The organism is Mucilaginibacter sp. JRF, assembly GCF_015223065.1.
GTDB lineage: Bacteria > Bacteroidota > Bacteroidia > Sphingobacteriales > Sphingobacteriaceae > Mucilaginibacter.
Genome location: NZ_JADFBY010000006.1, coordinates 171778 through 194360, shown reverse-complemented (window position 1 = coordinate 194360; position 22583 = coordinate 171778). Strand labels below are relative to the sequence as shown.

The 22583-nt window shown below is 42.5% G+C and carries 15 protein-coding genes; 5 read left to right on the top strand and 10 right to left on the bottom strand.

The genetic code is table 11. The features are described from left to right. Positions 1-6 precede the first annotated feature (6 nt). The 5 genes from IM792_RS15680 to IM792_RS15660 all read right to left on the bottom strand — a co-directional run bounded on the left by IM792_RS15680 (position 7) and on the right by IM792_RS15660 (position 8971). The gene (locus IM792_RS15680) at positions 7-1092 is read right to left on the bottom strand and encodes a hybrid sensor histidine kinase/response regulator (RefSeq protein WP_194102840.1); all 1086 of its coding nucleotides are present in this window, start codon (positions 1090-1092) and stop codon (positions 7-9) included. Between the two features lie 64 nt (positions 1093-1156). Further along, positions 1157-3331 carry a 7TM diverse intracellular signaling domain-containing protein gene (locus tag IM792_RS15675; RefSeq protein ID WP_228085156.1) on the bottom strand — a complete coding sequence of 725 codons (2175 nt, stop codon included), beginning with the start codon at positions 3329-3331 and terminating at the stop codon, positions 1157-1159. A gap of 27 nt (positions 3332-3358) precedes the next feature. Further along, positions 3359-5665 carry an Rv1355c family protein gene (locus IM792_RS15670; protein WP_194102839.1) on the bottom strand — a complete coding sequence of 769 codons (2307 nt, stop codon included), beginning with the start codon at positions 5663-5665 and terminating at the stop codon, positions 3359-3361. Between the two features lie 59 nt (positions 5666-5724). Beyond that, a complete protein-coding gene (locus IM792_RS15665) occupies positions 5725-6534 on the bottom strand; it encodes a hypothetical protein (RefSeq protein WP_194102838.1) in 810 nt (269 codons plus the stop codon). Between the two features lie 190 nt (positions 6535-6724). Further along, entirely contained in the window at positions 6725-8971 is a 2247-nt protein-coding gene (locus IM792_RS15660; protein ID WP_194102837.1) for a GH92 family glycosyl hydrolase, read from the bottom strand. A gap of 291 nt (positions 8972-9262) precedes the next feature. On the opposite strand from IM792_RS15660, the gene IM792_RS15655 reads away from it, so the two are divergent. Together IM792_RS15655 and IM792_RS15650 are read left to right on the top strand one after the other, a co-directional pair. After that, positions 9263-10999, top strand: coding sequence for an alkaline phosphatase D family protein (locus tag IM792_RS15655; RefSeq protein WP_194102836.1), 1737 nt, complete (start codon positions 9263-9265; stop codon positions 10997-10999). Between the two features lie 167 nt (positions 11000-11166). Next, positions 11167-11961, top strand: a complete 795-nt coding sequence (locus IM792_RS15650) for an NIPSNAP family protein (protein ID WP_194102835.1) — start codon at positions 11167-11169, stop codon at positions 11959-11961. A gap of 19 nt (positions 11962-11980) precedes the next feature. Here IM792_RS15650 and IM792_RS15645 read toward each other — a convergent pair whose 3' ends face one another. Continuing rightward, positions 11981-12970, bottom strand: coding sequence for a hypothetical protein (locus IM792_RS15645; protein ID WP_194102834.1), 990 nt, complete (start codon positions 12968-12970; stop codon positions 11981-11983). A 27-nt stretch (positions 12971-12997) separates the two neighbouring features. Further along, the gene (locus tag IM792_RS15640) at positions 12998-14053 is read right to left on the bottom strand and encodes a hypothetical protein (RefSeq protein ID WP_194102833.1); all 1056 of its coding nucleotides are present in this window, start codon (positions 14051-14053) and stop codon (positions 12998-13000) included. Between the two features lie 1332 nt (positions 14054-15385). Between IM792_RS15640 and IM792_RS15635 the strand changes: the two genes are divergently transcribed. Beyond that, entirely contained in the window at positions 15386-16447 is a 1062-nt protein-coding gene (locus tag IM792_RS15635) for a glycosyl hydrolase (protein ID WP_194102832.1), read from the top strand. A gap of 87 nt (positions 16448-16534) precedes the next feature. Here the strand turns inward: IM792_RS15635 and IM792_RS15630 are convergent, their stop codons facing one another. Continuing rightward, positions 16535-16840 carry a hypothetical protein gene (locus IM792_RS15630; protein ID WP_194102831.1) on the bottom strand — a complete coding sequence of 102 codons (306 nt, stop codon included), beginning with the start codon at positions 16838-16840 and terminating at the stop codon, positions 16535-16537. 523 nt (positions 16841-17363) lie between these two features. Between IM792_RS15630 and IM792_RS15625 the strand changes: the two genes are divergently transcribed. Continuing rightward, positions 17364-18434: a glycosyl hydrolase 53 family protein gene (locus tag IM792_RS15625; RefSeq protein WP_194102830.1), complete on the top strand. Its 1071-nt coding sequence runs from the start codon at positions 17364-17366 to the stop codon at positions 18432-18434. Between the two features lie 76 nt (positions 18435-18510). Here IM792_RS15625 and IM792_RS15620 read toward each other — a convergent pair whose 3' ends face one another. Further along, positions 18511-19962 (bottom strand): hypothetical protein, encoded by a 1452-nt coding sequence (locus IM792_RS15620; protein ID WP_194102829.1) that lies wholly within the window; start codon positions 19960-19962, stop codon positions 18511-18513. Positions 19963-20184: 222 nt separating this feature from the next. Between IM792_RS15620 and IM792_RS15615 the strand changes: the two genes are divergently transcribed. Further along, a complete protein-coding gene (locus tag IM792_RS15615; protein ID WP_194102828.1) occupies positions 20185-21219 on the top strand; it encodes a hypothetical protein in 1035 nt (344 codons plus the stop codon). Between the two features lie 135 nt (positions 21220-21354). On the opposite strand, the gene IM792_RS15610 is transcribed toward IM792_RS15615, so the two are convergent. Continuing rightward, positions 21355-22503 (bottom strand): glycosyltransferase family 9 protein, encoded by a 1149-nt coding sequence (locus IM792_RS15610; RefSeq protein ID WP_194102827.1) that lies wholly within the window; start codon positions 22501-22503, stop codon positions 21355-21357. Positions 22504-22583 lie beyond the last annotated feature (80 nt).

Sequence of the window (22583 nt, the reverse complement as noted above, 5' to 3'; positions counted from 1 at the left end):
GGCTGATCACAATGAAGGTATAGTAACTTTAAACGTAGTACCTTGGTCCATAATTGAGTTTACCTCAATTTGGCCGTTCAACTTTAGCAAGGCTCCTTTCACGTTATACAACCCGAATCCCGAGCCTACCTCCTGCGAGTTTGCCCGGTAAAACAAGTTGAATATCTCGCCTATGTGGTTGCCTAATATGCCCACGCCTGTATCTTTAACATACACGGTAGCCATATTATGCTCAACCTCAATTATAACATCAACACGCTTATTTATCTTGCGCTTATCCTGGTATTTAAAGGCGTTTGAAAGCAGGTTGTTAAATATCAGTTTCAGTAATTCGCGGTCACTCCTGAAGGTTTGGGTTTGTGTAACCTGCACTTCAAAACCAACTTCGTTTACCTTTGATGATACCTCGTACAGTGGCTTCAGCTCATCCATCAGCTGCGCAAGGTTTATCTCGGATATTTTTAACTCGCCACGTTGCAGGCTATAATAATCGTGCATGCTGATGATGTAGCTATCCAGCTTACTGATAGATTTTTCCATCAGCACCAGCATCTCCTTCATCTCGTTAATGTCGTCAATATCATGCGCTACGTTTATAGCGCCTAATATGCCGGTTAACGGGCCACGTATATCGTGGCTTACGCTGTAAGCGAACTTATTAAGCTCCTCGTAAGCGGTTTGCAGCTCGTTGTTTTTCACGGTCAGCATTGATGTGGCCATGTAAAACTTATTAGCCTCCTCAATGGCCGAGAATATATCGGGCTCTGTCCACGGTTTTTGGCAGTACCTGAATATGTTACCCTTGTTGATGGCGGCGATGGTTGATTCGGCATCGCTGTAGCCGGTTAGTAAAATTCGTACCGGTGCCGGATGCTTGGCACGCATCTCCTCAAAAAACTCCACCCCTGTTTTGCCCGGCATACGCTGATCACAAAATACCACGCGTATGTCAGGATTCCGATCCAGTATATTAAAGGCCTCATCAACCTTATCAGTAACAAATACCTGGTAATTTATACGTAATGTAGCCTTAAAGCCGATGAGGTTATCAGGTTCATCGTCTACATATAAAATTTTGATTTTCTCGGACATTGCTTATATCGGTTTATGTTGATCGATTATTCTTATATGGAATACTATAAATATGATAATTGTTTTAAGCCAATTTTAAAGGGAGTTCAATAATAAATTCACAACCCTCACCAAATGTGCTGTTTATGGTAATATTACCGTTATGGCGCTTAATGGTATTGTACACTATTGACATACCCAGGCCCGTGCCCTCGCCTACCTCCTTAGTGGTAAAAAACGGCTCAAACACCTTGTGCTGCGTTTCTTCGCTCATACCAACACCATTATCACTAAAATGCAGGTATACATGCCCATCATGCTCCCTTGTTTTTATATTGATGATACCTCCGTTATTCTCACCAAATTTCTTGTTTATTGCGTAAACCGAATTCGATATCAGGTTCAGGAATACCTGGTTCAACTTACCTGGGTAACACTCAACCAAATCCAGCTGACCAAAATCGCGCTCAACCGCTACCTTATTATTAAACAGATTGTTACATATAATAATAGTCGACTCGATACCTTCATGAAGATCGGCGTATTTCAGGTCATCTTCATCTAAACGCGAAAATATTTTTAAGCCTTTTACAATTTCGGCCGTACGTACCGCGCCCTCGTTTATACCCTTTAACAGATGCTTTATTTCGTAGGTCAGATAATCCAGGTCCAGCTCCTCTTTAAGCGCGTCTATCTCCTTCTGCTTCGCTTCAACTGATGTGTTTGAAAGGCCTACTTTTTCAATAGATTCCAGGGCATCCATCATCATCTCAATATCGCGCTTAAGCGGATTGATATTTGAAGTTACAAAATTTATAGGATTATTTATTTCGTGCGCAATACCTGCCGTTAATTGACCAAGCGATGCCATTTTTTCTGACTCAACCAATTGTGATTGAGCCTGTTTCAAATTATCCAACGTTACCGATAATTCGTTGTTGGTTTCCTTCAGCTCGTGTGTACGGTCATTAACCTTGGCTTCAAGTATCTCATTTTGCTCGCGTATAATGCGTTCGTTTTCCTGCAAGGCTTGCAGTGCTTCTTCCTGTGAACGTTCTTTTTCTTCCTTGAGTACGTTGATCCTGTCAGCCAGCGCGAATGATAGCAGCATGGCCTCCAACGCCGAACCTATAAGCAGTGCCGAGTTAGTAAGATCGTTATAAGGTAGTATTACGTTAAAATCCTTAAGTACATAAATTACAACGCATACAATGAATATTGACCACGCGATCAGGAAGTACTTAGCCGAGCGCGAGCCTTTCATCAATATCCTCACTGCCATAAACAACACGTACAACGCGCTGAACATGGCTGTTGCCAGCATAATGGTATAGCTCAGGTTGTAATGCCCTAAAAAGGCCAGTAATATCTGGAAAGAATATAAGCCCCAGAAAACGTACGAAAATTTATGTAAAGTGGGCGCGTATACCTTTGAATTCAGGAAGTTTTTGGAGAACTCAATGGCCGACAAGCCTATCAAAGCGCTGGTGATATAAACCAGCATATCAGCCACCAGCGGGTGGTTTTTAAGTACGAACCGTAGCAAATAACCCTCTAACGATGATTGCGTGAGCAACACCATTGACAGGTATACAATGTAATACAGGTAGTTTTTATCGCGTACGCTGATGTATACAAAAAAGTTGTACAATATCATCACCAGGATGATGCCTACATAAATACCAAAGGTTATATCCTTAAAAAACGCGCGTTCAACAATTTGCCCCGCACTGCCCAGGTAAAACGGTAATATAAGTTGCTTACCGCTTTGTACGTGTATATAAACCGTACTTTCGCCACCCTTTTTTAGGCTGATTGGGTATATATAGCTTTGATGCTTGATAATGCGGGTATCAAAATTTAACCGGTGCCCACTTTTGTTTTGCTGTACAACTTTGCCATTGCTTAGCTGGTAAAAGCTGATAGAATCAACTATAGGCTGATTGAATTGTATAGCCAGTGAAGTATCAGCCGAAGCATCTTTAACCGTGAAGCGTATCCAATAGCTGTAAGGCTTTGTAGCCAGGTTAGGAAAATCATTATCAACCTGCTGATACGCTGTGGAGCGCATGGCCGCCGTTAAGGGTATATTGGAGTTGGTATCAGTTAATATCTCTAAATCCTTACCTATAACCTGCACCTGGCCTTTAAATGCAACCACATTTTGGGCTTTGGCAGGTGTGAACATGCTTGTTACTGTTGTTAACAATAACAGCACGAAGAATTTTATGAATGATATTGGTTTTTTATCGGCGATCATTACAGCTATTTTATACCTAACCGTTGGTTAAAGTTGATAAAAAAGTTCGTCTTTATGTTTTCTCAATGATTTTGGTCCGTAATCATCAGCCACGGCCAGCTTCATCAGGAAAACCTCAGCTTCCCGGTCGTTTTGCTGCCCTACCGGGAATATCTTAAGGAAACGCTCGCGCAGGGCGGTCAGATTTTCGATCTCGTCAGGCGTAAGCTGTTCGCCTTTACCATGTATCAACCGGTTAAAGAAGAATGCCGGCGACAACATAGGATGTATGGCTATACCTTCCGCAACGCTTAACAACCACAATTTTTCAACCGCTTTACCGGCATCAATTAAACCGGTGTGCGTAAACTTAGGTATAGTTACCAGCAACATACTACCGGCAGATTTTACCGCCTTAAGCGATAGCTTTTTAAAGGCGCTCCCCTTTTTCCAGTTCGATATCAGCTCAACAGCTTTCCAATCGCCCGCTACCTTAAAACCGGCAATATCGCTTTGGCTAATGTCAACCGCCTCTATCTCAACACCGTCGCGCTTTTCATCAGCTTCGGTTCTGTTCCAGCGTATCTCGTGGTAAAATTCTTCGTGGCCCAGTTTATTCAATAACCTCACCTTATCGCATTCGGCAATAATATCGGCCAGTTCGGCCAATTCGGTTTCATCTTCGGTATGGTACAGGTTAATTCCTTCAAACTCGCTTAGCTGCGCGGTAGCTTTATCAAACAGATCGGCGGCTATAGGCTGGCGCACATCAATACGGCGATTGGTGCGACGGGTAAATATCTGCGCGGCCAGTTGGCTGTCATTACTTTCAGCCGAAGCCTTATCCTCAAAGCGTATAACGGCGGCTATTTGAGAGGCTGCATCCGCAGTTAATATGTCAGCCACAGCAGTTAAGCCGATAGCTTTTGCCTGTAGTTGAACGTTCTCGATTGCAGCGCCTAATGCCATGTGCGAGCCCATCTCGTAATAATCTCCCCACGACCATGATTTGAACTTATCATGAAACAGGAACAACAGCCCATTATGATAAACCCATAACCAGGGTTGGTTATTACCGGCAGATGGCGCAGCCAATGCCGCATCAATTATTTGTTGCAGTTGTTGCTGATCAGGCTTAAATGTAGCTGCCGCGTTTTGGGCAGTGTATTTTTGTATGCTCTCCGCTTGCTGACCTTTGGTTAACGGCAGGTATGGATTAGCCGACAGATCAACCACCTTGGCAACATTCTCATCCTTCACTAAATCTTCCAGATCGATATAATAACGGCCTGATTCGTGGTACTGATCAAGCAAAATACGGCGGCAAACATCGGTAGTTAGCGCGCCACCCAACGTAACCGACGATGCCAGCTGCGGCCAGGTATTGATGGATTGCTCAACCTCCAGCATTGATGCTTTCAATCGGGTTGATATGGTATCAGCGCCTATCATACGCAATATGTATGGTACCTTTTCTTCGTTGGTCAGATCCTTGATGTTATCCGGGTCGAGTCCATCGGCAAGGCCGTGCAATACCGGGCGGTTAGGCTCAAGGTCAAAACGCTCAACATCAAGCATACCACGATCGTTGGTATCCATTACTACCGGTATGTTCAGTTCGCGTGCTTTATAGCGACTTTGTATCTTAATATCCAAGCCATCACACACCTCAATAAACAGATCGAGTTTTTTATCGCCTATAAAAAAGGCGTCCATATTGCCTTTGTGCAGGCCATCGTTAAATATAGTTACCTTTAAAAACGGATCTATCTCGGCTATCTCACGCGCGGCTATAACCGTTTTGTTGATACCCAGGTTAAACAGCGGGGTACGTAAACGGTTAAGGTTACTTAGCTCGGCGGTATCAAAGTCGGCCAGGCGCAACTCGCCGCAAATACGCTCCATAGCAATAGTTAAGGCTATAGAATGCCCTACAGACAGGCCTACTATACCAATTACCCTTTGCTGCAAACCGTGCTGCTCATCAAGCGTAATTTTATAGCGGTTACGGTTGGTACGTACTTCTATAAACTCCTCCTCCTCCAGTAAATGTATCAGCTTTTTATTCCAGGGAAAATAAACCCATACACCCTCCTGATCAGGGTTTTTATTCGCGTGGCGCTCACTGATCAGGCGTGCATAATCATCGGGTTTTAGCTTAATGGTTGGGTGCTGCATTTTCAGCAACTCCTTAAGCTGTTCCTCATAATTATCGTGCACAATACTTACACCACCGCCTGATATCAGGTCGGCAAGCGCCTGCTCATCATCACTATTTTTTAACCGATAAAAAACTGGCTTGTAAATTTGGTTGAGTGCGCCGGTGGCTTCAATTAATCCCGATAGAGCGTTCATATACGTATTTGGTAGGTGTTTTACGATGAAATAGTTGTAAAAGTTGGCAATTTACGGCACTAAAGAAAATTAATATCCCTTTCGTCAATCTTGCCTTGCAGAAAGTTTTTCTGTGTGTTGGCAATGGCCTGCTCAAGGCTCCAGTTGCCCAGTGTTGGTATTTGGGTTTCGTAATGTATAATGATCTTTTTGCCGCGCAATTCCTCCTCGCGTACAGCCACAAAATTATCGCGCACCTGCAAAATGGCCTTCCTGTCTTCCTCATCGGCTAACGGCATTCCGGGTACATCCTTTAATACCATGGTAGTAGCTACCAGGTCAAGCTTTGGGTAATAAAAGGTACCGTTGTTACCTATCGTTGGCACCAGCTCCATACCTATACCTTTAACCGGCTTTACCGTATATGGCGCGCACAACGCGAACAGCGATTTTAAGCCCAGCTGAAAGGCAATAGCCGCCGATACTCTGATCAAAAATATACTGCCTACGCCGTAGCCCGCTATTTCGCGCGAGTTCCATAAGCCGCAAAGCTCGCCGGTACCCTGCTGGGCGTAGTTGTAAACGGTTTCAAATATCTTGGGGTCCATAGCGCCCGTGGCCGATTCAATGGGCAATGGCTCGTGCCCGCCCGCCACATGCACGCGCGCGCCGCCGTAAACCTTTGAACCATCTATCGATTCAACAACCATAACAAACGCGTCGGGGTTTTGCGTCCACTCGTGCCTTGATGAAGTTACCTTGGTAACACCTATTGAGGTTAGTACATGGGTATGCCCTTCAATAAACGCTTCACAAGTATCCGGATCGTCAACTGCTCTAAATGCCCTTAGCCGTACTTCCGGCTTTTCTTTACTTAATATAGATTCCATTAATACGTATAGGGGTATCAATAGTAAAGCTATCATTCATTCCGCATCTATACAACCCGTTGCTCACTACTGCTCAGCAAATGTAATAAATGCAGTTGTAACATAACAACCTCCCCAAAATGTCTTTTACTCGATTAAAGCATATACTTATAAAACAAGAAAGCCGCTGAAAATTAGCGGCTTTCTTGTTTTATTTGGCTTGTACGCCCCATCGCTTGTTGGGCTTAGGCCCCATTTCAAGCTCGAGGGTACCGCCACCTATCAGGTCGCTGTGGTTAAACCACGGGGTGTTTATCACCTTGCCGTTTAGTTTGGCGCTTTGTATGTACTTATTTTCAACAGATGCGCCTTTGGCTATTAGTCTGAACTTTTTACCGTTAGGCAGATCAATGGTTACATCCTCAAACAGCGGACTACCTATAGTATAAACCGGCGTGCCGGGAGTTACCGGGTAAAAGCCCATTGACGAGAATACTACAAAGGCCGTCATGCCGCCGCCATCCTCATCACCGGGGATGCCGAAAACATTATCCTTATACCATACATCCAGCAAAAAGCGGATGCGTTTTTGGGTTTTCCAGGGGGCATCAGTAAAGTTATACAGGTATGGTATATGGAAGCTTGGTTCGTTACCCATCGAGAACTGGCCTACTATGCCGGTAAAATCAGGGAATTTTGCCTGCAACTCATATTTGCTGCGGCCCAGGTCTTCGCGGAACAATTGATCTAACCGTGCCTCGAATTTCTCTTTGCCGCCCATTAAGCCGATCAGCCCGGGAACATCATGCTGTACCTGCCATTGGTATGTCCAGCCGTTATTCTCATCGTAATAATCACGACCGCCCATGCCGCCATCAAACTTAGGGTCGATGTTGATCCATTGGCCTTTATCATCCTTGGGCATAAACAGCATTTCCTTATCGCTCCAAAGTTTTTTATAGTTATCCGCACGTTTGATAAACAGGTTGTAATCATCATTTTTGCCGATGTTCTTGGCGTACTGAGCCAGCGCCCAGTCATCATAACTGGCACCAAGTGTTACTGCTACGGCCTGGCGTTTTTCAAAGCCATGCACACCCTCAACCGTTTCCTTTTCGCCCGGATGCAATGCCGGGATATAGCCGTTGGCATAATAATAATCTTCCAGCGGACCTTTAGGGCCATTCTTCCACGGCATCATGGTAGCTTGAGTGGCATTTTTACGCATGCCCTCATAAGCCTTTTTAATATCGTAATTACGTAAGCCTTTATTGTAGGCATCCAAAAAGGTTACCGTTGAGTGAAAACCATTCATACAAGCGTGATCGCCAAACAACACCGGGAAGGTTGGCACCCAACCACTTTGCTGATACATGTTTACGTATGAGTTGAGTATATCCTCCTCTTGCGCAGGGTTAAGTATGGTACGTAACGGGTGGTGGGCCAGGTAAGTATCCCATGTCCAATCATCAACATAAAAAGGGCGGTTGCTTTCGTGTATCTTTTTATCGTAACCGCTGTAGTATTTATTTCCTTCGGAGATGTTTACCGGGCGTTCGTAACAACGGTATAGCGCCGAGTAAAAGCTGCGTTTTTGCGCTTCGGTGCCACCGGCTACGTTTATCTGGTTGATCACCTTGCTCCAGGCCTGCTCGCCTGATTGCTTAAGTTGATCAAAACCACGGTTACCCTTAAACTCGGCTGTATAATTTGCCTTGGCCTGCTCAGCACTTACAAATGATACCGCGTACTTAAGCTCAACCGTATTGGCTGATGAATTAGCGAAGCTGATAAATGCCTTTACGCCTTTGCCGCTAATGGTTGAACCCTGCGCTACATTGCCGTTGTTCAACACACCGGCAGTACCTTTTTCATTGAACACACCGTAGGTGTATATCTTAATATCGTCATGATAAGTTTCAACACCGGTAAGCTCGTTACCTGCAACATTCCATGATGATTCGCCGCCGTTGTAAACGCCAAGCAGCAAGTTCTTTTCGCCCTTTGCCGGGAACTCAAAGCGATAGATACCTGTTTTTATACCGGGCACATACTCAACAGTGATCTCCTGATCTATTAAATAGGTTTTGTAATACCACGGGCGTATCTGTTCCAGATCATGATCATACGTCATGCGTTGGTTAAAGGCCTTTGCCGAAACGGCATCTGTCGTTGGTTTCAGGCTGAATGCCTCGCCCATACGGTGCGATACGATAAGCAACGGGAAACTGCTGATCTGATCGTCCAGATAATCCTTACGTATCGGGAACATACGCATCATTTGGTTAGGCAGTTGCACGGTTGGCCGGGTAGGCTCTAACAGCGCGCCAACGTTGCCCACTCGCGGATCTACATACTTTAAATTTCCTTCGCCTGAGTTTTGCTGAGCCATAGCGGGCATCCAGCAAGCGGTAATTAACGTTAACGCTGATACGCAACGCTTAATTTGTTCTATCATCAGATATTGGTTTGTAACTGCTTATGCAGTATATGGTAAAACGGTTTCCCAAAGTTATAATCTGTATCGTTATTCAAAAATGTAAACGCTTTTATTTTTTTAAGCTATTGTTAAACTTAACCTTGCACACATTAAGGGCATAAACACCAAACATTATATACAGTATTCTAATAATCAGATATTTGCTTTTATAATCACATTCAAAATATACTATTGGTTAATTTAACAATCACACAGATTTTATACTGTGTACATGTTGAAACTTTACATTTATACCTAAATAAACCTTAGATGAATAAAGACACTATACTTAAAACAATAAGCCGCCGAAACTTTATCCGCAATACCGTTATTGCAGGCGCGGGCGCCGTTCTTATCCCTTCAGCCTTAACAGGTTGCAGTAAAAACGACGATGATGATAAAGTAAACTACCAGGGCCAGGGCTTTAACGAAGGCGTAGCCAGTTTTGACCCGGCTACCGACAGGGTTATATTATGGACCCGCTACACTCCGGCCAGCCAAGAAACCGGCACGCCCGAAGTATTGCTTGATGTTGCCAAAGACAAAGATTTTAAAGATGTGGTAGCCAGCAGATCGGTACGGGTTGATAGCAATAGCGATAACACCGTATATGTTGATGTAACCAACCTTACATCAAACACAAAATATTACTACCGCTTTCGCAGCGAAACAACTGAAGCTGTTTCAGTAACCGGCGAAACCAGGACATTGCCTGCCGCCGGGCAAACCAACGAGGTGAAGATGGCCGTGATATCATGCGCTAACTTCCAAGCCGGGTTGTTCAACGTTTATGGCGCGGTAGCTGAGTCTGACGCTGACTTTGTTGTTCACCTGGGCGATTATATTTATGAGTACCAGGCAGGCGGTTACGGATCGAACGACAACACCGAAAACTTAAAGCGCACACATAAACCTGCCGGTGAGATCATCTCGCTTGATGATTACCGCCAGCGTTATCGCCAGTACCGCAGCGATGAGCAATTGCAAAAGGCTCATCAGCTTAAGCCTTTTATTTGTGTTTGGGATGACCACGAGGTGGCTAATGACGCTTATAAGGATGGCGCGCAAAACCACCAGCCTAACGAGGGCGATTACAATACCCGTAAAATGAGCGCCATACAGGTATGGCACGAGTATTTGCCAGCCCGCGTACAGGATAACGCCAAAATATACCGCAACTTTGAAATAGCCGGATTGGTGAATTTGATGATGCTGGATACCCGTATCATAGGTCGTGATAAGCAAATAAGCTATGCCGATTATATTACACCAACAGGTTTAAATACCAACGCCTTTTTAGCCGCATGGCAAAACCCACAACGTACTATGCTTGGAGCCGAGCAAAAGGCATGGCTGGGTACCAGCCTGGCTGGCAGCAATGCCAAATGGCAGGTATTGGGCAGCCAGGTGTTAATGGGCAAAATGTATATGCCTGCCGAACTGCTTTTATTAGTAGCCCAAATTGCTGATGGCAGCAGCAACCCCGAAGTGCTGGCACAACTTAATACGCTGATATCTCAATTGGTTGTTATCAAAACCCGCGTACTGCAAAATGATCCGACTGTTACCCAGCAGGAAAGGGCTCGTGTTGATACGGTGTTACCTTATAACCTTGATGCCTGGGATGGTTATCCTGTTGAGCGCGAAGCCGTATTTGCCTCCGCAAATGGCAAAAAACTGGTAGCCTTAGCCGGTGACACCCACAATGCCTGGTACTCGGCACTTACTACCGTTAACGGCAACAAGGCGGGTGTTGAGTTCGCTACGGCATCGGTATCATCACCTGGATTTGAGGCCATATTTGGTACCAATGCTGCTACAGTTGCCGGTTTTGAACAGGCCATAGCTTTGCTGGTTAATGATCTGCAATACCTGAATGCCACACAGCGTGGTTATGTAATGGCATCGTTCACGGCTAATGAGGCAAAATCCGAATGGAGATATGTAAGCACCATCTCAACCAAAAATACTACTACCGTTACCGGTAAAACCGTGACCGAGGTTTAGGTTAGACACTATTATACTACAACAAGCCGGTTTTTGTAATGAAGACCGGCTTTTTTTGTTGAGTCAATGGATCGGATTGCACATCTATCAGTGTAAATTATACAATCGACCATCTTAGTATCGCCCGAAAGAATAAATTAATATATTAGCCTCTAAATCTACTTTTTATGAAAAGACGCTCCTTTGTAAAAGCATCCGTTATGAGTACCGCCGCTGTTGTATTGCCTATTGCCGCCAATGCTACCGAAAACACTGCACGCCTACCCCAGCAGGAATTTTATGAATTGCGGGCATATCAGCTTAAAGATGCAACCCAGCAAAAACTGGTTGAGGATTTTTATAAGGACACCGCCATAGCCGCCCTTAATAAGCTCGGCGTTAAGCATGTGGGCGTTTTTACGCAGATGCAACCTGAAACACAAACCAAACTGTTTGTGCTGATACAATATAATAGCCTTGATCATTTTGATAAGGTTGCTGAAAAGTTGAGCATCGATACAGATTACTTCACCAAAGGTGCCACTTACCTTAACGCCCCGGCTAAAAGCCCGGCTTATGAGCGTATTGAAACATCATTACTAAAATCGTTTAAACAAAGCCCTATCCTTGAGGCTCCGGATAAAAGCACCCGCCTTTTTGAATTGCGCCAATACCAAAGCCCAAGCGAGGCCGCGGGTAAGCAGAAGATAGAGATGTTTAACGACCAGGGAGAGATGGGTATATTTAAGCGCCTTGGTTTTAAGCCTGTATTTTGGGGCGAAACCGTTATAGGCAATGCACGCCCTAACCTTACCTACATGCTCACCTTTGCGGATATGGATGCCAAAAATGCCCATTGGAAAGCCTTTGGCAGCGACCCCGAATGGAAAAAGATAAGCTCGGTACCCAAATATGCTGATGCGCTGCTCATTAACAAGATAGTATCAACCATGCTGGTACCAACTGAATACTCGCAGATATGATATTAAATAGCGTTATAATTTATAACGCTATTTTTCTGATCAGGTAATTCAGGTTGGTAAAGTATATAAACTTTTCATCGGCAGATAGCGCTATCCTTATGGCCGATACATCGGCTGCAAGGCCAACACCATCCTCATTGCTGCCTGAGCCATTAGGGCCGGCAAGGGTTTCGACAGTGCCAGTAGCAACATCAAGCTTTTTGATCTTGTAGTCGTCAACCATGTAAATGGTTTTGCTATCCTTTGTGGCTATCATGGAGGTGATACTGGTAAAAGTTAAGTTTGTAAGGGTTGGCGCTAAATGCCCGCCCTCCTCATATTTATAAAGAGTACTGCCATTTGCCACTACGTATTTAACATCATTACGTAAAGCCACAATATTTGAGAAGCGGGCGTTGGGCGATACCTTGTCTATCGGTATCAACACAAAGTTTACTGTTTTTTTATACGGCTCAACCTTAAAAAATTGGAAGTTTTGCGAAAACACCTGCCCTGCGCAAGCCCAAATCATATTCTCCTGCGGATCTACAGTTAAGCCGGTATAAACATCATCACCCCGCACCAAAGGAGCCTGACCCGAGCCTGGTTTATAACTTACCACTAAACCTGCTTCCTGAATATATGTCTTACTGGTAAATGTTATTGTGCCATCTGTAGCTACCACAAGTTCTTGCGGAGCATATAACTCAAATGATGAAGGACTAAAGCTTACTGTATTAACAATACTATCCTGCACAATTTTGCGTATGCTGTTACCATTTATACAAGCCACATAAATAACGTTCTTACTGGTAACACCAATACCTATGGGCTGCGCGAATGAGGCCGCCTTGCCTACACCATCAATATCTTCCTCAAAGCCGTTTCCATTACCGGCTATTGTAGTAACCAGGTGTTCACCGGGTACATCATGGGCCTTCTTTTCATCTAACGGAATACCATCCTTTTGGCAGCCGTATAAACAAAGTATTGCTACAACACTGTATATTAAAGGTAAAATGCGTTTCATAACCTGATTGTGTTAAAGTTTAAGAAATTAGTGACCTTGATAGCCGGGCAAGGTTAATGCTTTAATATTACCGCCTGAACTACTATAACTATCAGCAAAATATAGCAGATGCTGCTGTTCGTCAATTGCCAATTCTCCGGCTCGAATAAATGCGGCTGTACCTTCAGTTGATGTTTGACCGCTTGGATATACCAGCGTTGTGATCACGCTGTTCTCTAACTTCATGATGCGGCCATTTTTTGTGAAATAAATGATCTTATTATCGCCGGTGGCCACCAGCCCGGTCATGCTTTCATATGGTGTGTAAGGATAATTGGCATAAGGCTTCGCTCTAATGAGCTGGCCTCCGCTGGTTAGTTTGAATATTTGCTGATTGTTTACCAGATACTTAGTACCACTTGCTCCAACAAAAATACGTGTTACCGGGCTTCCGCGCTTTTGCTCGCCGTTTTGCAATTCATACAAACTATCGGCAGGTATTTTAAAGTTAGGCAATTGAATGTGCGACGAAAAGAATTTGCCTATGCCATCAAAACTGCAAAACCAGGCAAAACTACCGCTTGGGTCGCCACTCATACCAATGTTACCTATCCTACTTACCGGCAATGTATATATACTGCCAGATGGGCCATATATACGCCCGTAAACCACGCTACCAAACCTATCATCTGTTCTGAAAAGCACGTTAATTGATCCATTATTAGTACCCACAACATTTATTGGGTTGGTCAATCTCAGCCCGTTCTCGCCCGGCGGTGTATTCACGGTTGTTATAACACTTGTAAACTGATTCGCTGTGCTAACAGGCGTAATGTCAATTTTTTTGATCGAGTTATTAGTCACATCAGTTACATATAACGAACCACTATTTTTAAGGTAGATACTTCCGGCTGTAAAACCATTTGGTATACCTGCCGTGGTTATGTTTAATATGGTATAAGGATTAATAGTAACAGCGGCGGCAGTAGCATCAGTGCCTGTTTTTGCAGCACCAGCCGGTATTACATCATTTTTACGCTGACAACCCAGCAAAGCCATTGCAAGATAGAGGATCGCTATCGGGGTAACAAGGTTCTTTTTCATAAGTGATTTTAATTGGCAGCTTAAAATTAGAGCAAAAAGCTACATTAAAACCAAACCCAATACAGTTGTATACCAAGCTGTATAATAACCACTTACAACAACAATCATTGCACCTCAAATGTGGTATGGTACGTTTGTTGTCGCGGCCAAAATGTTCTTACTATTTGAGAGAAAGTAGTTGATTTTTGGCAAACCAGTGAAAGAAAATATTATCAGAAATCTACTGAAATAAAAAAACCTTCCGCGTCGCGAAACACGGAAGGTTAACTATTGATAAAAAACAACCTAATGCTTTTATCGAGTCTAAAGAAACTCAAATTTTTATTAAAATGCTAATACAAATTCATTTTGTGGATAGTATTTGTTCTTTTTTTCGCTTATGGGTCAATTAATTAACAAAATGGCACAAAACACAATCAGCAGGTTAAAAAGCAAAAAAGCCCACCCGGGCCACTCGCTGCCCCGGGTAAGCTAACTATTGATAAAAAACCATCTTATAAGTTTATAAGATGGTTTGGGGCAACAAAGCATGTACCCCACGTGCCATTATTCCGAAAAAGAATACCTTTTGTAAAAATCTCTTTACGTTTCACCAGCCGCCAAATACATTAAATACAGAGATAATTTATTATCAGATATGTAATTTCACTATCGCCGTTTATTAATTTAGTTTCAATAGGGCTAAACAAAATGCACATTTTTAGCACATAACGAGGACGATATGTGATTAATATGAACTTAAAGAAAGAGAAATAAATGACAAATCAAATTATTGAACAACAGTTGATTACTTGATTTAGCATTATTATTTTGCACTTGTTTAATATTTATCAGCTTAAAATACGGCTAATAAATACATACGAGAAAATAACCACACAATTCTCAAATACTACCCAATTTAACTATTGCTTAACAATTAAGGTTTTAATTAGAAACTTTGTATGTATATTTGTATTGTCTTGACTTGGGGAAGTAAAGACAAGCAATTTTTAATCATTTAATCAATAGTAATCCTTTGAGCAGCGAGTGGTCAAAGGATTTTTTATTTTATATACTTCCTGTATAATCTCTGCTCTTTTTCTCGGTTCAGTTAAGTTCAAAATCTTACTCTGCTTATAGTTCTAATTGCAAGTGCGAAAAGTACTGAGTAATGCGCCAAAACACTGGCTCAGTTTTACACAATTGTGTTCCATAAAATTTTCTGAAAATAAAAATGCCCTTTACGCTTTGTATATTCGGGTTTTGCATTATTTTTAAAATAATCTACCTTTTGTTGTAACTATTACGAAACATAGGCGTATAAGACCACAACTATTGATTAAAACACACCCAATGATTAAAAACTTAACAAAAGGTTTAGCAGTTGCGGTATGCGCTGCAAGCTTCACCCTGGCCTCTTGCTCAAAGCAAAACGATGTTGTTCCTGTTGAACAATCAGTAACCCCGATCCAATCAGAACAAACTTTAAGAACCGCTGCTACTACCAGCACTTCTACTTTAAAGCTGGGTATCAATGGCCACCCGTTTGGCGATGCGCCTTACCTGGCAACTCCTGCTACTAAACAGGTTGAGATGATAAAGGGTATGGGTATGAACTGGTACCGCATTAACGTAGTAGTACAATCAGACGGTACAATATCTCAAAACTCAAAAAACTTATTCCCGGAGTTGCGTGATGCAGCTAAAAATGGCGCTGTAAACCTGCTGCCCATGTTATATCTTAAAACATTAAAAGAGTCTGACAGTCCTGAAACTGCTTACCAAAAAGGTAAAACTTTAGGCGCTAACTTCGCTGCAAAATATGGTGCTTACTTTGAGTACTATGATTTAGGTAATGATCTTGAGCTTGACCTTTTATTGCCAGGTACAACCGGCCGCGAAATAGCCGACTATAACCCAACCAAAGGTAAATCAGTTGCTTATTACCTGAAGGGTTTGGATGAAGGCATCAAATCAAAAGATGCCGGTGCTAAAACCATGATTGATGCAGGTTGGTTACATTGGGGCTTTTTAAACCTATGCACCAGCCACGGCGTAAAATTCGATGCCATTGGATACCACTGGTACTCTGACATGGAAGGTGCTGCTGCCAAAAGCTTCAAGATAACTGATATCACTGTAAAACTGGCCGAGTTGTTCCCAACTAAAGAGATATGGTTTACTGAGTATGGCTTCAGATACAAATCAACAAACGCATCTAACGAAGATAGCCAAAGTGCTTTCATGACCACCTTCCTGAACAAATGCCGTAACAACCCTAAAATTAAAGTGGCTATGGCTTATGAATTGTTTGACGAGCCTTACAAAAGCTACCAGGAATCAAACTACGGTTTATACAAATGGACCGCTCAATACACAAATTCAGCTAAAAAGAATGCTGTAAGTCTTTTCTAAAATTAAATACAGATAAAATTATATGCAAAGGGGCCTCGTTTTACCGAGGCCCTTTTTATTTTATTAGGGTAGTATAAATACTGGTTATTATTCTAATAGCTTAACAAATTTACTTTTGCCCTTTATGCTGAAATTGGCATGCTGACGGCCTGATGATAATTGGCTGCCTCTGAAAGCAAATTCGTTACTTTTAAATAATTGAGGAAACTCTCTTGAAAAATCGTGGTGGATGGCCATACCGATCACATATATAACATCACGCTTTAACAGCGGTGTTTGAAACCAGTTATATAAAGTTCGACGATTAGTTCTCAACTCAAAAGCCAATTCTTCAAGGCTGATACCTTTAGCCCTGATAGTGAATTCAACAATTTTGCCGTAGTTTATTATCATATTAATTTTAATGTGGGTAGATGATTAACAAAATAAAAACGACAAACTGTATGCCGACTATACTTCCAGTAAAACAATACAACCAATAGGTGTACTTTTAATTATTAGATTAAATAAATAACCATTCATTTACAATTGATCTTATTGTAAGAAACTTTTTATCGAAAAACGTATAATTGTGGACACTTTAGTCTACAAAATTCTCAATTAGTATACACCTGCACATTATACTATACACAGCAAACAATTCACTTTTGCCGAAAGATCTTATCAGACTATCCCTTACTGCTCTGCGACTTCTTGCTAAAACAATTTAAATCAACTAATTACAACTTTTAGCTATTAAACAATCCGTTTTTATTCATCTACAAATCTTGTTAAATGTCTTGCAGACAATAAAAAAACAGCAAATACAGGCCAAAAACGAAGCTTTTGCAATATTTTTAAAATAAAGCACATTTTATTGTAACCTTTACGATACAAAGGCGTAAAAGACCATAACTATTGATTAAAAAACCCTATAATGATTAAAAACTTTACAAAAGGTTTAGCAGTCGCGGTATGCGCTGCTGGCTTCACAATTGCCTCTTGCTCAAAGCAAAATGATGTTGTTCCATCTGAAAATGCTACTTCCCCGGTACAGTCAGAACAAACATTAAAAACCACCGCTACAACCAGCACTTCAACTTCAACCTTGAAACTGGGCATCAATGGCCATCCGTTCGGCGATGCGCCTTATCTGGCAACGCCTGCTGAGAAGCAAGTAGAATTAATTAAAGGCATGGGTATGAATTGGTACCGTATCAATATCCAAACCATGGCCGACGGTACAGTTTCAGCATCATCAACAAAGTTATTCCCCGCACTGCGTGATGCTGCTAAAAATGGTTCAGTTAACCTGTTACCAATGCTTTACCTGAGAACATTCAAAGCTGCTGACAACGCTGCAACATCGTACGAGAAAGGCCGTATTTTGGGCGGTAACTTCGCTGCCAAGTATGGTGATGTGTTTGAGTACTACAACCTGGGTAACGATTTAGAGCTTGGCCTGCTAATTTCGGGCAAAACAGGTCGTGAAGCATCGCACTATGACGCTGCAAAGGTTCAAAAACTTGCCGCTTACCTTAAAGGTATGGACGAAGGCATCAAGGCTAACGACCCGGGCGCTAAAACTATGGTGGATGCCGGTTGGATACACTGGGGTTTCCTGAACGCGCTAAGCAACAACGGTGTTAAGTTTGACGCCATCGGTTACCACTGGTACTCTGATATGGAAGGCGCTGCTAAAAACTACAAGATCACTGACATCACCAAAACACTGTCTGACTTGTTCCCTACTAAAGAGTTATGGTTCACCGAGTATGGTTTCCGCTACAAATCAAGCAATAGCTTAAGCCTTAACGAAACCAACCAAAGTAACTTCATCAACAGCTTTGTAACTAAATGCCGCAACAATCCAAAAGTAAAAGTTGCCATAGCTTACGAATTGTTTGATGAGCCGTACAAAAGCTACCAGGAATCAAACTACGGTGTATACAAATGGGCCAGCCAATACACTCACTGGAATAATAAAGGTGTTGTTGGTATCTTCTAATAAAAAATCACTAATTAATATAAACAAAAGCGGCCTCTGTAATGGAGGCCGTTTTTTGTTTATACTATTGGTATTGTTATGTGGTTGGTTCACTCATAATATGGTAAGGCAGTACATTATCAATGTAATACACCTCATCCTGATAATCATAATTTGTGCCTTTGGTGCCAAGGTAATCGCTACCCATAATGTAGGTATTTTTTATAATGTGACCTTGCTGATCAACGGCTTTCCATACGCGGATGCCTATTTTCTTCTTATAATTCTTATTACGATCGGTATTTGAATTACCTATCATAAAACCAAACGGCAACGATGTTTTGAATGAAAGATAATTTTCATTGCTCTTACTTTCAACAGGTAGCAATGTTTGTCCGCTTTGGCCATTGTAGTAACATATAGGTTTGGCGGCTTTATCATTAATGTTAAAATACAGCAGCGTATCAGCATCGGCAACGGTACAGCAACCGTGGTATGATGCAATCTTTTTTAAGCGTACCGGCTGGCGAACATCAGCAGGCATAAAATACTCTATACCGATTTCGTCCGTCCCGGCAATAACACTCTCGCCTTTGTTGCCGTTATCCACAGTACCAAAACCTACACGTGTGCCAAAGCCCATAGTATTCAGCTCGGTTTGCAGGTTGGGTTCCCAATCGCCGGTAAGACGGTACTGCCAAAGGCCGTTCAAAAAAACGGTTTTCTCCGGCGATACCTTATCATTAGTCAATAGCTTTAAAGTACCGTTCACCCTAAAGTTAGTAGCGCCAAATGGCAACCAGCCCTTTAAGGTTTTGTTAAACCTGATCAGCTGAAACTGGGTATACATCAACACTTTCGACGCAATGTTTGAGGCACGCTCATTAATACGCTTACCTGTAAACGCTACCGTAATATATGCTTTGCCTGCCGGAGCGATTGTTAATGGAAAATCGGCTTTGGTCGCCGCTTTGTTATTTACGGCACTTACCTTCCACAGTTCATCTGCTGATAACTCGGCGCTTTTTATAATCAGATTGCTCTTATTATTATTGTTTACCTCAATGGTAACCTTATCATGATTAAGGTTCGGGTTTACTGTATTAGGGCCTGCCTCAAATGATCTTGAAAAAACCAAATGACGATCATCAGGAAAGCCATCCATATTAACGATAGTTACACCGCCGGATGTATTCCCTGCTGAATTGTGTATACAATACTTATCGCTTGCCAAACCCGGCTCTGCTTTTACATAAGGTTTTGCCTCGGCCGTTGCCGATTCTTTTTTCCAGGTGAATGATACGATACCAAAGATGGTGACCAGCATGATCGCGAAGAAAAAAGTTGTACCAAAAAACGACTTATTTATAAACGCAGGCGTAGCCTTATATAGCTGAGTGATAAACACTAACGCGAACACTGTTATACATAACAGTACCACCCACTCGGTTTTATCGGCAGTTAAAAAAACAGCGGGAACCAACACTACATAAATAAGCAGGGTAGCAATGGTTAAAAGTACTAAATGAAGAAAGTTAATTTTTTTCACTTTTAATTTAATGATTATGAGATATTTAGCTGACCTATCTCTATATAACAAATGTATTCTTTTAAGTGGTTATTCTAAAGAATATGAGCTCTCAAAAGCTTATGGATGAAGATTTTGTATAAAACACCACGTTTGCTTTACACTTTTTGACCAAACGGCCAAAACGCTTTTTTCTCACTATTTGTCCATGTAGATTTATGCAGCGAACGATCAAGATTGACGATGAAAAGATTTGGAATAGGCTCTAAAAAAACCGGATTATTAATAGCCTGCATGCAGGCAACCGCGCTTTTAACATCCCTTCAATTTCAGGCATGTAAGCTTGACGACCCACTGCCGGTTGCCGATACTGCTACCTCTGTAGTGGTTAGAGATTCGTTAATGCTAAAACTGAACACATCAACCTTGATACAAGGCATCAACAACATTTTAGAACCCTCACGAATTTGCAGCACAGCCGACGGGTTGCTATACATTACTTCAAGCAATCGTGGCCGGGTGTACAGGGTTGACCAAGATGGTAAAGTAACCATAGTGCTTGAAAACCGTAAGCAGCCCATGGGTATAAAATCAGCCAGTAATGGCGATATTTTTGTTACCCTTGAGGGCGAGGACAAAGTGATCAAACTCTCAAATAATAAAGTAACCGAACTGGCCTCAAACCTTCAACTACGCGGTCCGCGCGATCTGGCTATTGATAACAACGGTATACTATACATTGCCGATACCAAGAGCCGACGCATAATAAGGCTCGATCAAAAAGGTAATGCGAGCATACTTGCCGGTAAAACCGGGGTATTCGGTATTCGCGATGGTGTTGGCCAAGACGCCCACTTTAGCTACCCAACAAACATACGCCTATCTTCCGACGGTTTTTTGTGGGTGATAGATGGTAACGGTGTTGATAAGGAAGGCCAAACATTAAGGCGCATTACCCTTAAGGGCGCGGTTAATACTTACATGTTCCAAAAACACAAAGGCTCGCAGTTGCAGGATCTGGCTGTGAGCCGAGTTGATAAATATCTGCAACCGGCAACCACATCAGGCATCATACTACTGTATCAGGACAGAACCATATCGCACTATGCTACCAATGGCGTTGAAACCAATTTGTTCGACAATACCCAACCCGGCTTTGTGGATGGCAACCCCGAACATGCCAAATTTGCTCAGCTAACCGGGCTTACCTTCAGAGATAATACTTTGTATATTGTTGATGCCGGCAACAACGCGTTACGTAAAATCAGTATGCGATAACCCGATGTTAGCCATGTTTAAAACACGTCTTCTCTTATCCTAAATAAATAATTAAATCAGTTAAAGTTACAAGGGCGACAGTAATCACTGTCGCCCTGTTTTGGTTTATTAACTGGATAAATTAAGTATTTTTTATTAGCTCGCTATCAAGCTTTCCGAACGTAGTTCGCGCAGATAATCATTAACCAAATCAATAACCTCAGCAGGTTGAATATTCTTTAGGCAGATGTTATCATCGCAAAAGAATTTGCCGCAACCGGTACCCATATCACAAGGCACACGTTTTTGCAGCAGAGTAATTTGGTTTTCGTAAAAGCTGCAAGGCTTCCATACATTAATGTCAGATGTCCCGCTGAAAAGCACAAAAGCCTTTTTCTTCAGCATACCGGTAATGTGCGAAAAACCCGACTCCAGGCCAACAAAGGCGGTAGAGCGTTTTACTACCGATATAGATTGTAATAGTGAGTACTTACCCACCAGGTTTATCACGTTCGGAATGCTTGAGATGATCTCCAACTCCTCGGGGCTGGCATCCTGAGCAACACCCATTACACAAACAGGGGTGCTTAAGGCAATCCCTTTAATAACTTGAATAAAGTTAGGGATGGTCCACCGGCGTGATTGCGCACCGGCACCCAGGTGAACGGCAACGAAATTAAGCGGCAAGTTATCATCAGGCAGCGGATCAAACGGAACATCATCCTCGTGCCAGTGAGCCGCGTTAGTTGATTCGGGCAGGCCCAGATATTTGAATATAGGCGTGGTAAACTCGCTTGCATGGCCTTGATATACAAAATCAAATTCCTCGTTAAGCAATGCGCCTCCCCCGCCTACACCGTAACCTACCAGTGCTTTTTTACGGGTAAAAAATTTCAGGAACACATTATTGCGCAAATCGCCCCTAATGTCAAATATCACATCACTCTTAATCTTGCGCAGCTGTTTTATAAAATTCCAATATGATTTTTGCGGACCGCGGGCAAACCACGGCGCATCGGCCACGTAAACTTCATCAATGTAGTTGAGCCTTTTGGCTATAGCGTAATTCTGGCTGTTTACAACCAGCTTAACCTTGAGGTTTGATGTGGCCTTCAACCTTTTTAAACCCGGAAGCGTAAGTAAAAGGTCGCCAATGTGGGCAAACTGGGTAACTGTAATTTCCTTTACATCTACCTTTTTGGCGCGACTTTTATATAGCAGGTTCAGCCCTGCATCAATAGCCTTAATAACTTTTATGGTTTTAGGGCTGATGTTAGGACTGAACCTATATTTTACTTCTTTCATAGTTTATTAGGATTGATAGAAGGTTATACGATCTTTTACAGATCGCGATCTCCCTCAAAATAGCCTCTGAGTTCGGTAAG

Excerpts from the sequence above, each read along its gene's own strand:
- IM792_RS15655 (WP_194102836.1), top strand. The coding sequence starts at position 9,263 with ATGAATAAAGACACTATACTTAAAACAATAAGCCGCCGAAACTTTATC.
- IM792_RS15670 (WP_194102839.1), bottom strand. The coding sequence starts at position 5,665 with ATGAACGCTCTATCGGGATTAATTGAAGCCACCGGCGCACTCAACCAA.
- IM792_RS15665 (WP_194102838.1), bottom strand. The coding sequence starts at position 6,534 with ATGGAATCTATATTAAGTAAAGAAAAGCCGGAAGTACGGCTAAGGGCA.
- IM792_RS15660 (WP_194102837.1), bottom strand. The coding sequence starts at position 8,971 with ATGATAGAACAAATTAAGCGTTGCGTATCAGCGTTAACGTTAATTACC.
- IM792_RS15650 (WP_194102835.1), top strand. The coding sequence starts at position 11,167 with ATGAAAAGACGCTCCTTTGTAAAAGCATCCGTTATGAGTACCGCCGCT.
- IM792_RS15640 (WP_194102833.1), bottom strand. The coding sequence starts at position 14,053 with ATGAAAAAGAACCTTGTTACCCCGATAGCGATCCTCTATCTTGCAATG.
- IM792_RS15630 (WP_194102831.1), bottom strand. The coding sequence starts at position 16,840 with ATGATAATAAACTACGGCAAAATTGTTGAATTCACTATCAGGGCTAAA.
- IM792_RS15610 (WP_194102827.1), bottom strand. The coding sequence starts at position 22,503 with ATGAAAGAAGTAAAATATAGGTTCAGTCCTAACATCAGCCCTAAAACC.
- IM792_RS15635 (WP_194102832.1), top strand. The coding sequence starts at position 15,386 with ATGATTAAAAACTTAACAAAAGGTTTAGCAGTTGCGGTATGCGCTGCA.
- IM792_RS15645 (WP_194102834.1), bottom strand. The coding sequence starts at position 12,970 with ATGAAACGCATTTTACCTTTAATATACAGTGTTGTAGCAATACTTTGT.
- IM792_RS15680 (WP_194102840.1), bottom strand. The coding sequence starts at position 1,092 with ATGTCCGAGAAAATCAAAATTTTATATGTAGACGATGAACCTGATAAC.
- IM792_RS15615 (WP_194102828.1), top strand. The coding sequence starts at position 20,185 with ATGAAAAGATTTGGAATAGGCTCTAAAAAAACCGGATTATTAATAGCC.
- IM792_RS15625 (WP_194102830.1), top strand. The coding sequence starts at position 17,364 with ATGATTAAAAACTTTACAAAAGGTTTAGCAGTCGCGGTATGCGCTGCT.
- IM792_RS15675 (WP_228085156.1), bottom strand. The coding sequence starts at position 3,331 with ATGATCGCCGATAAAAAACCAATATCATTCATAAAATTCTTCGTGCTG.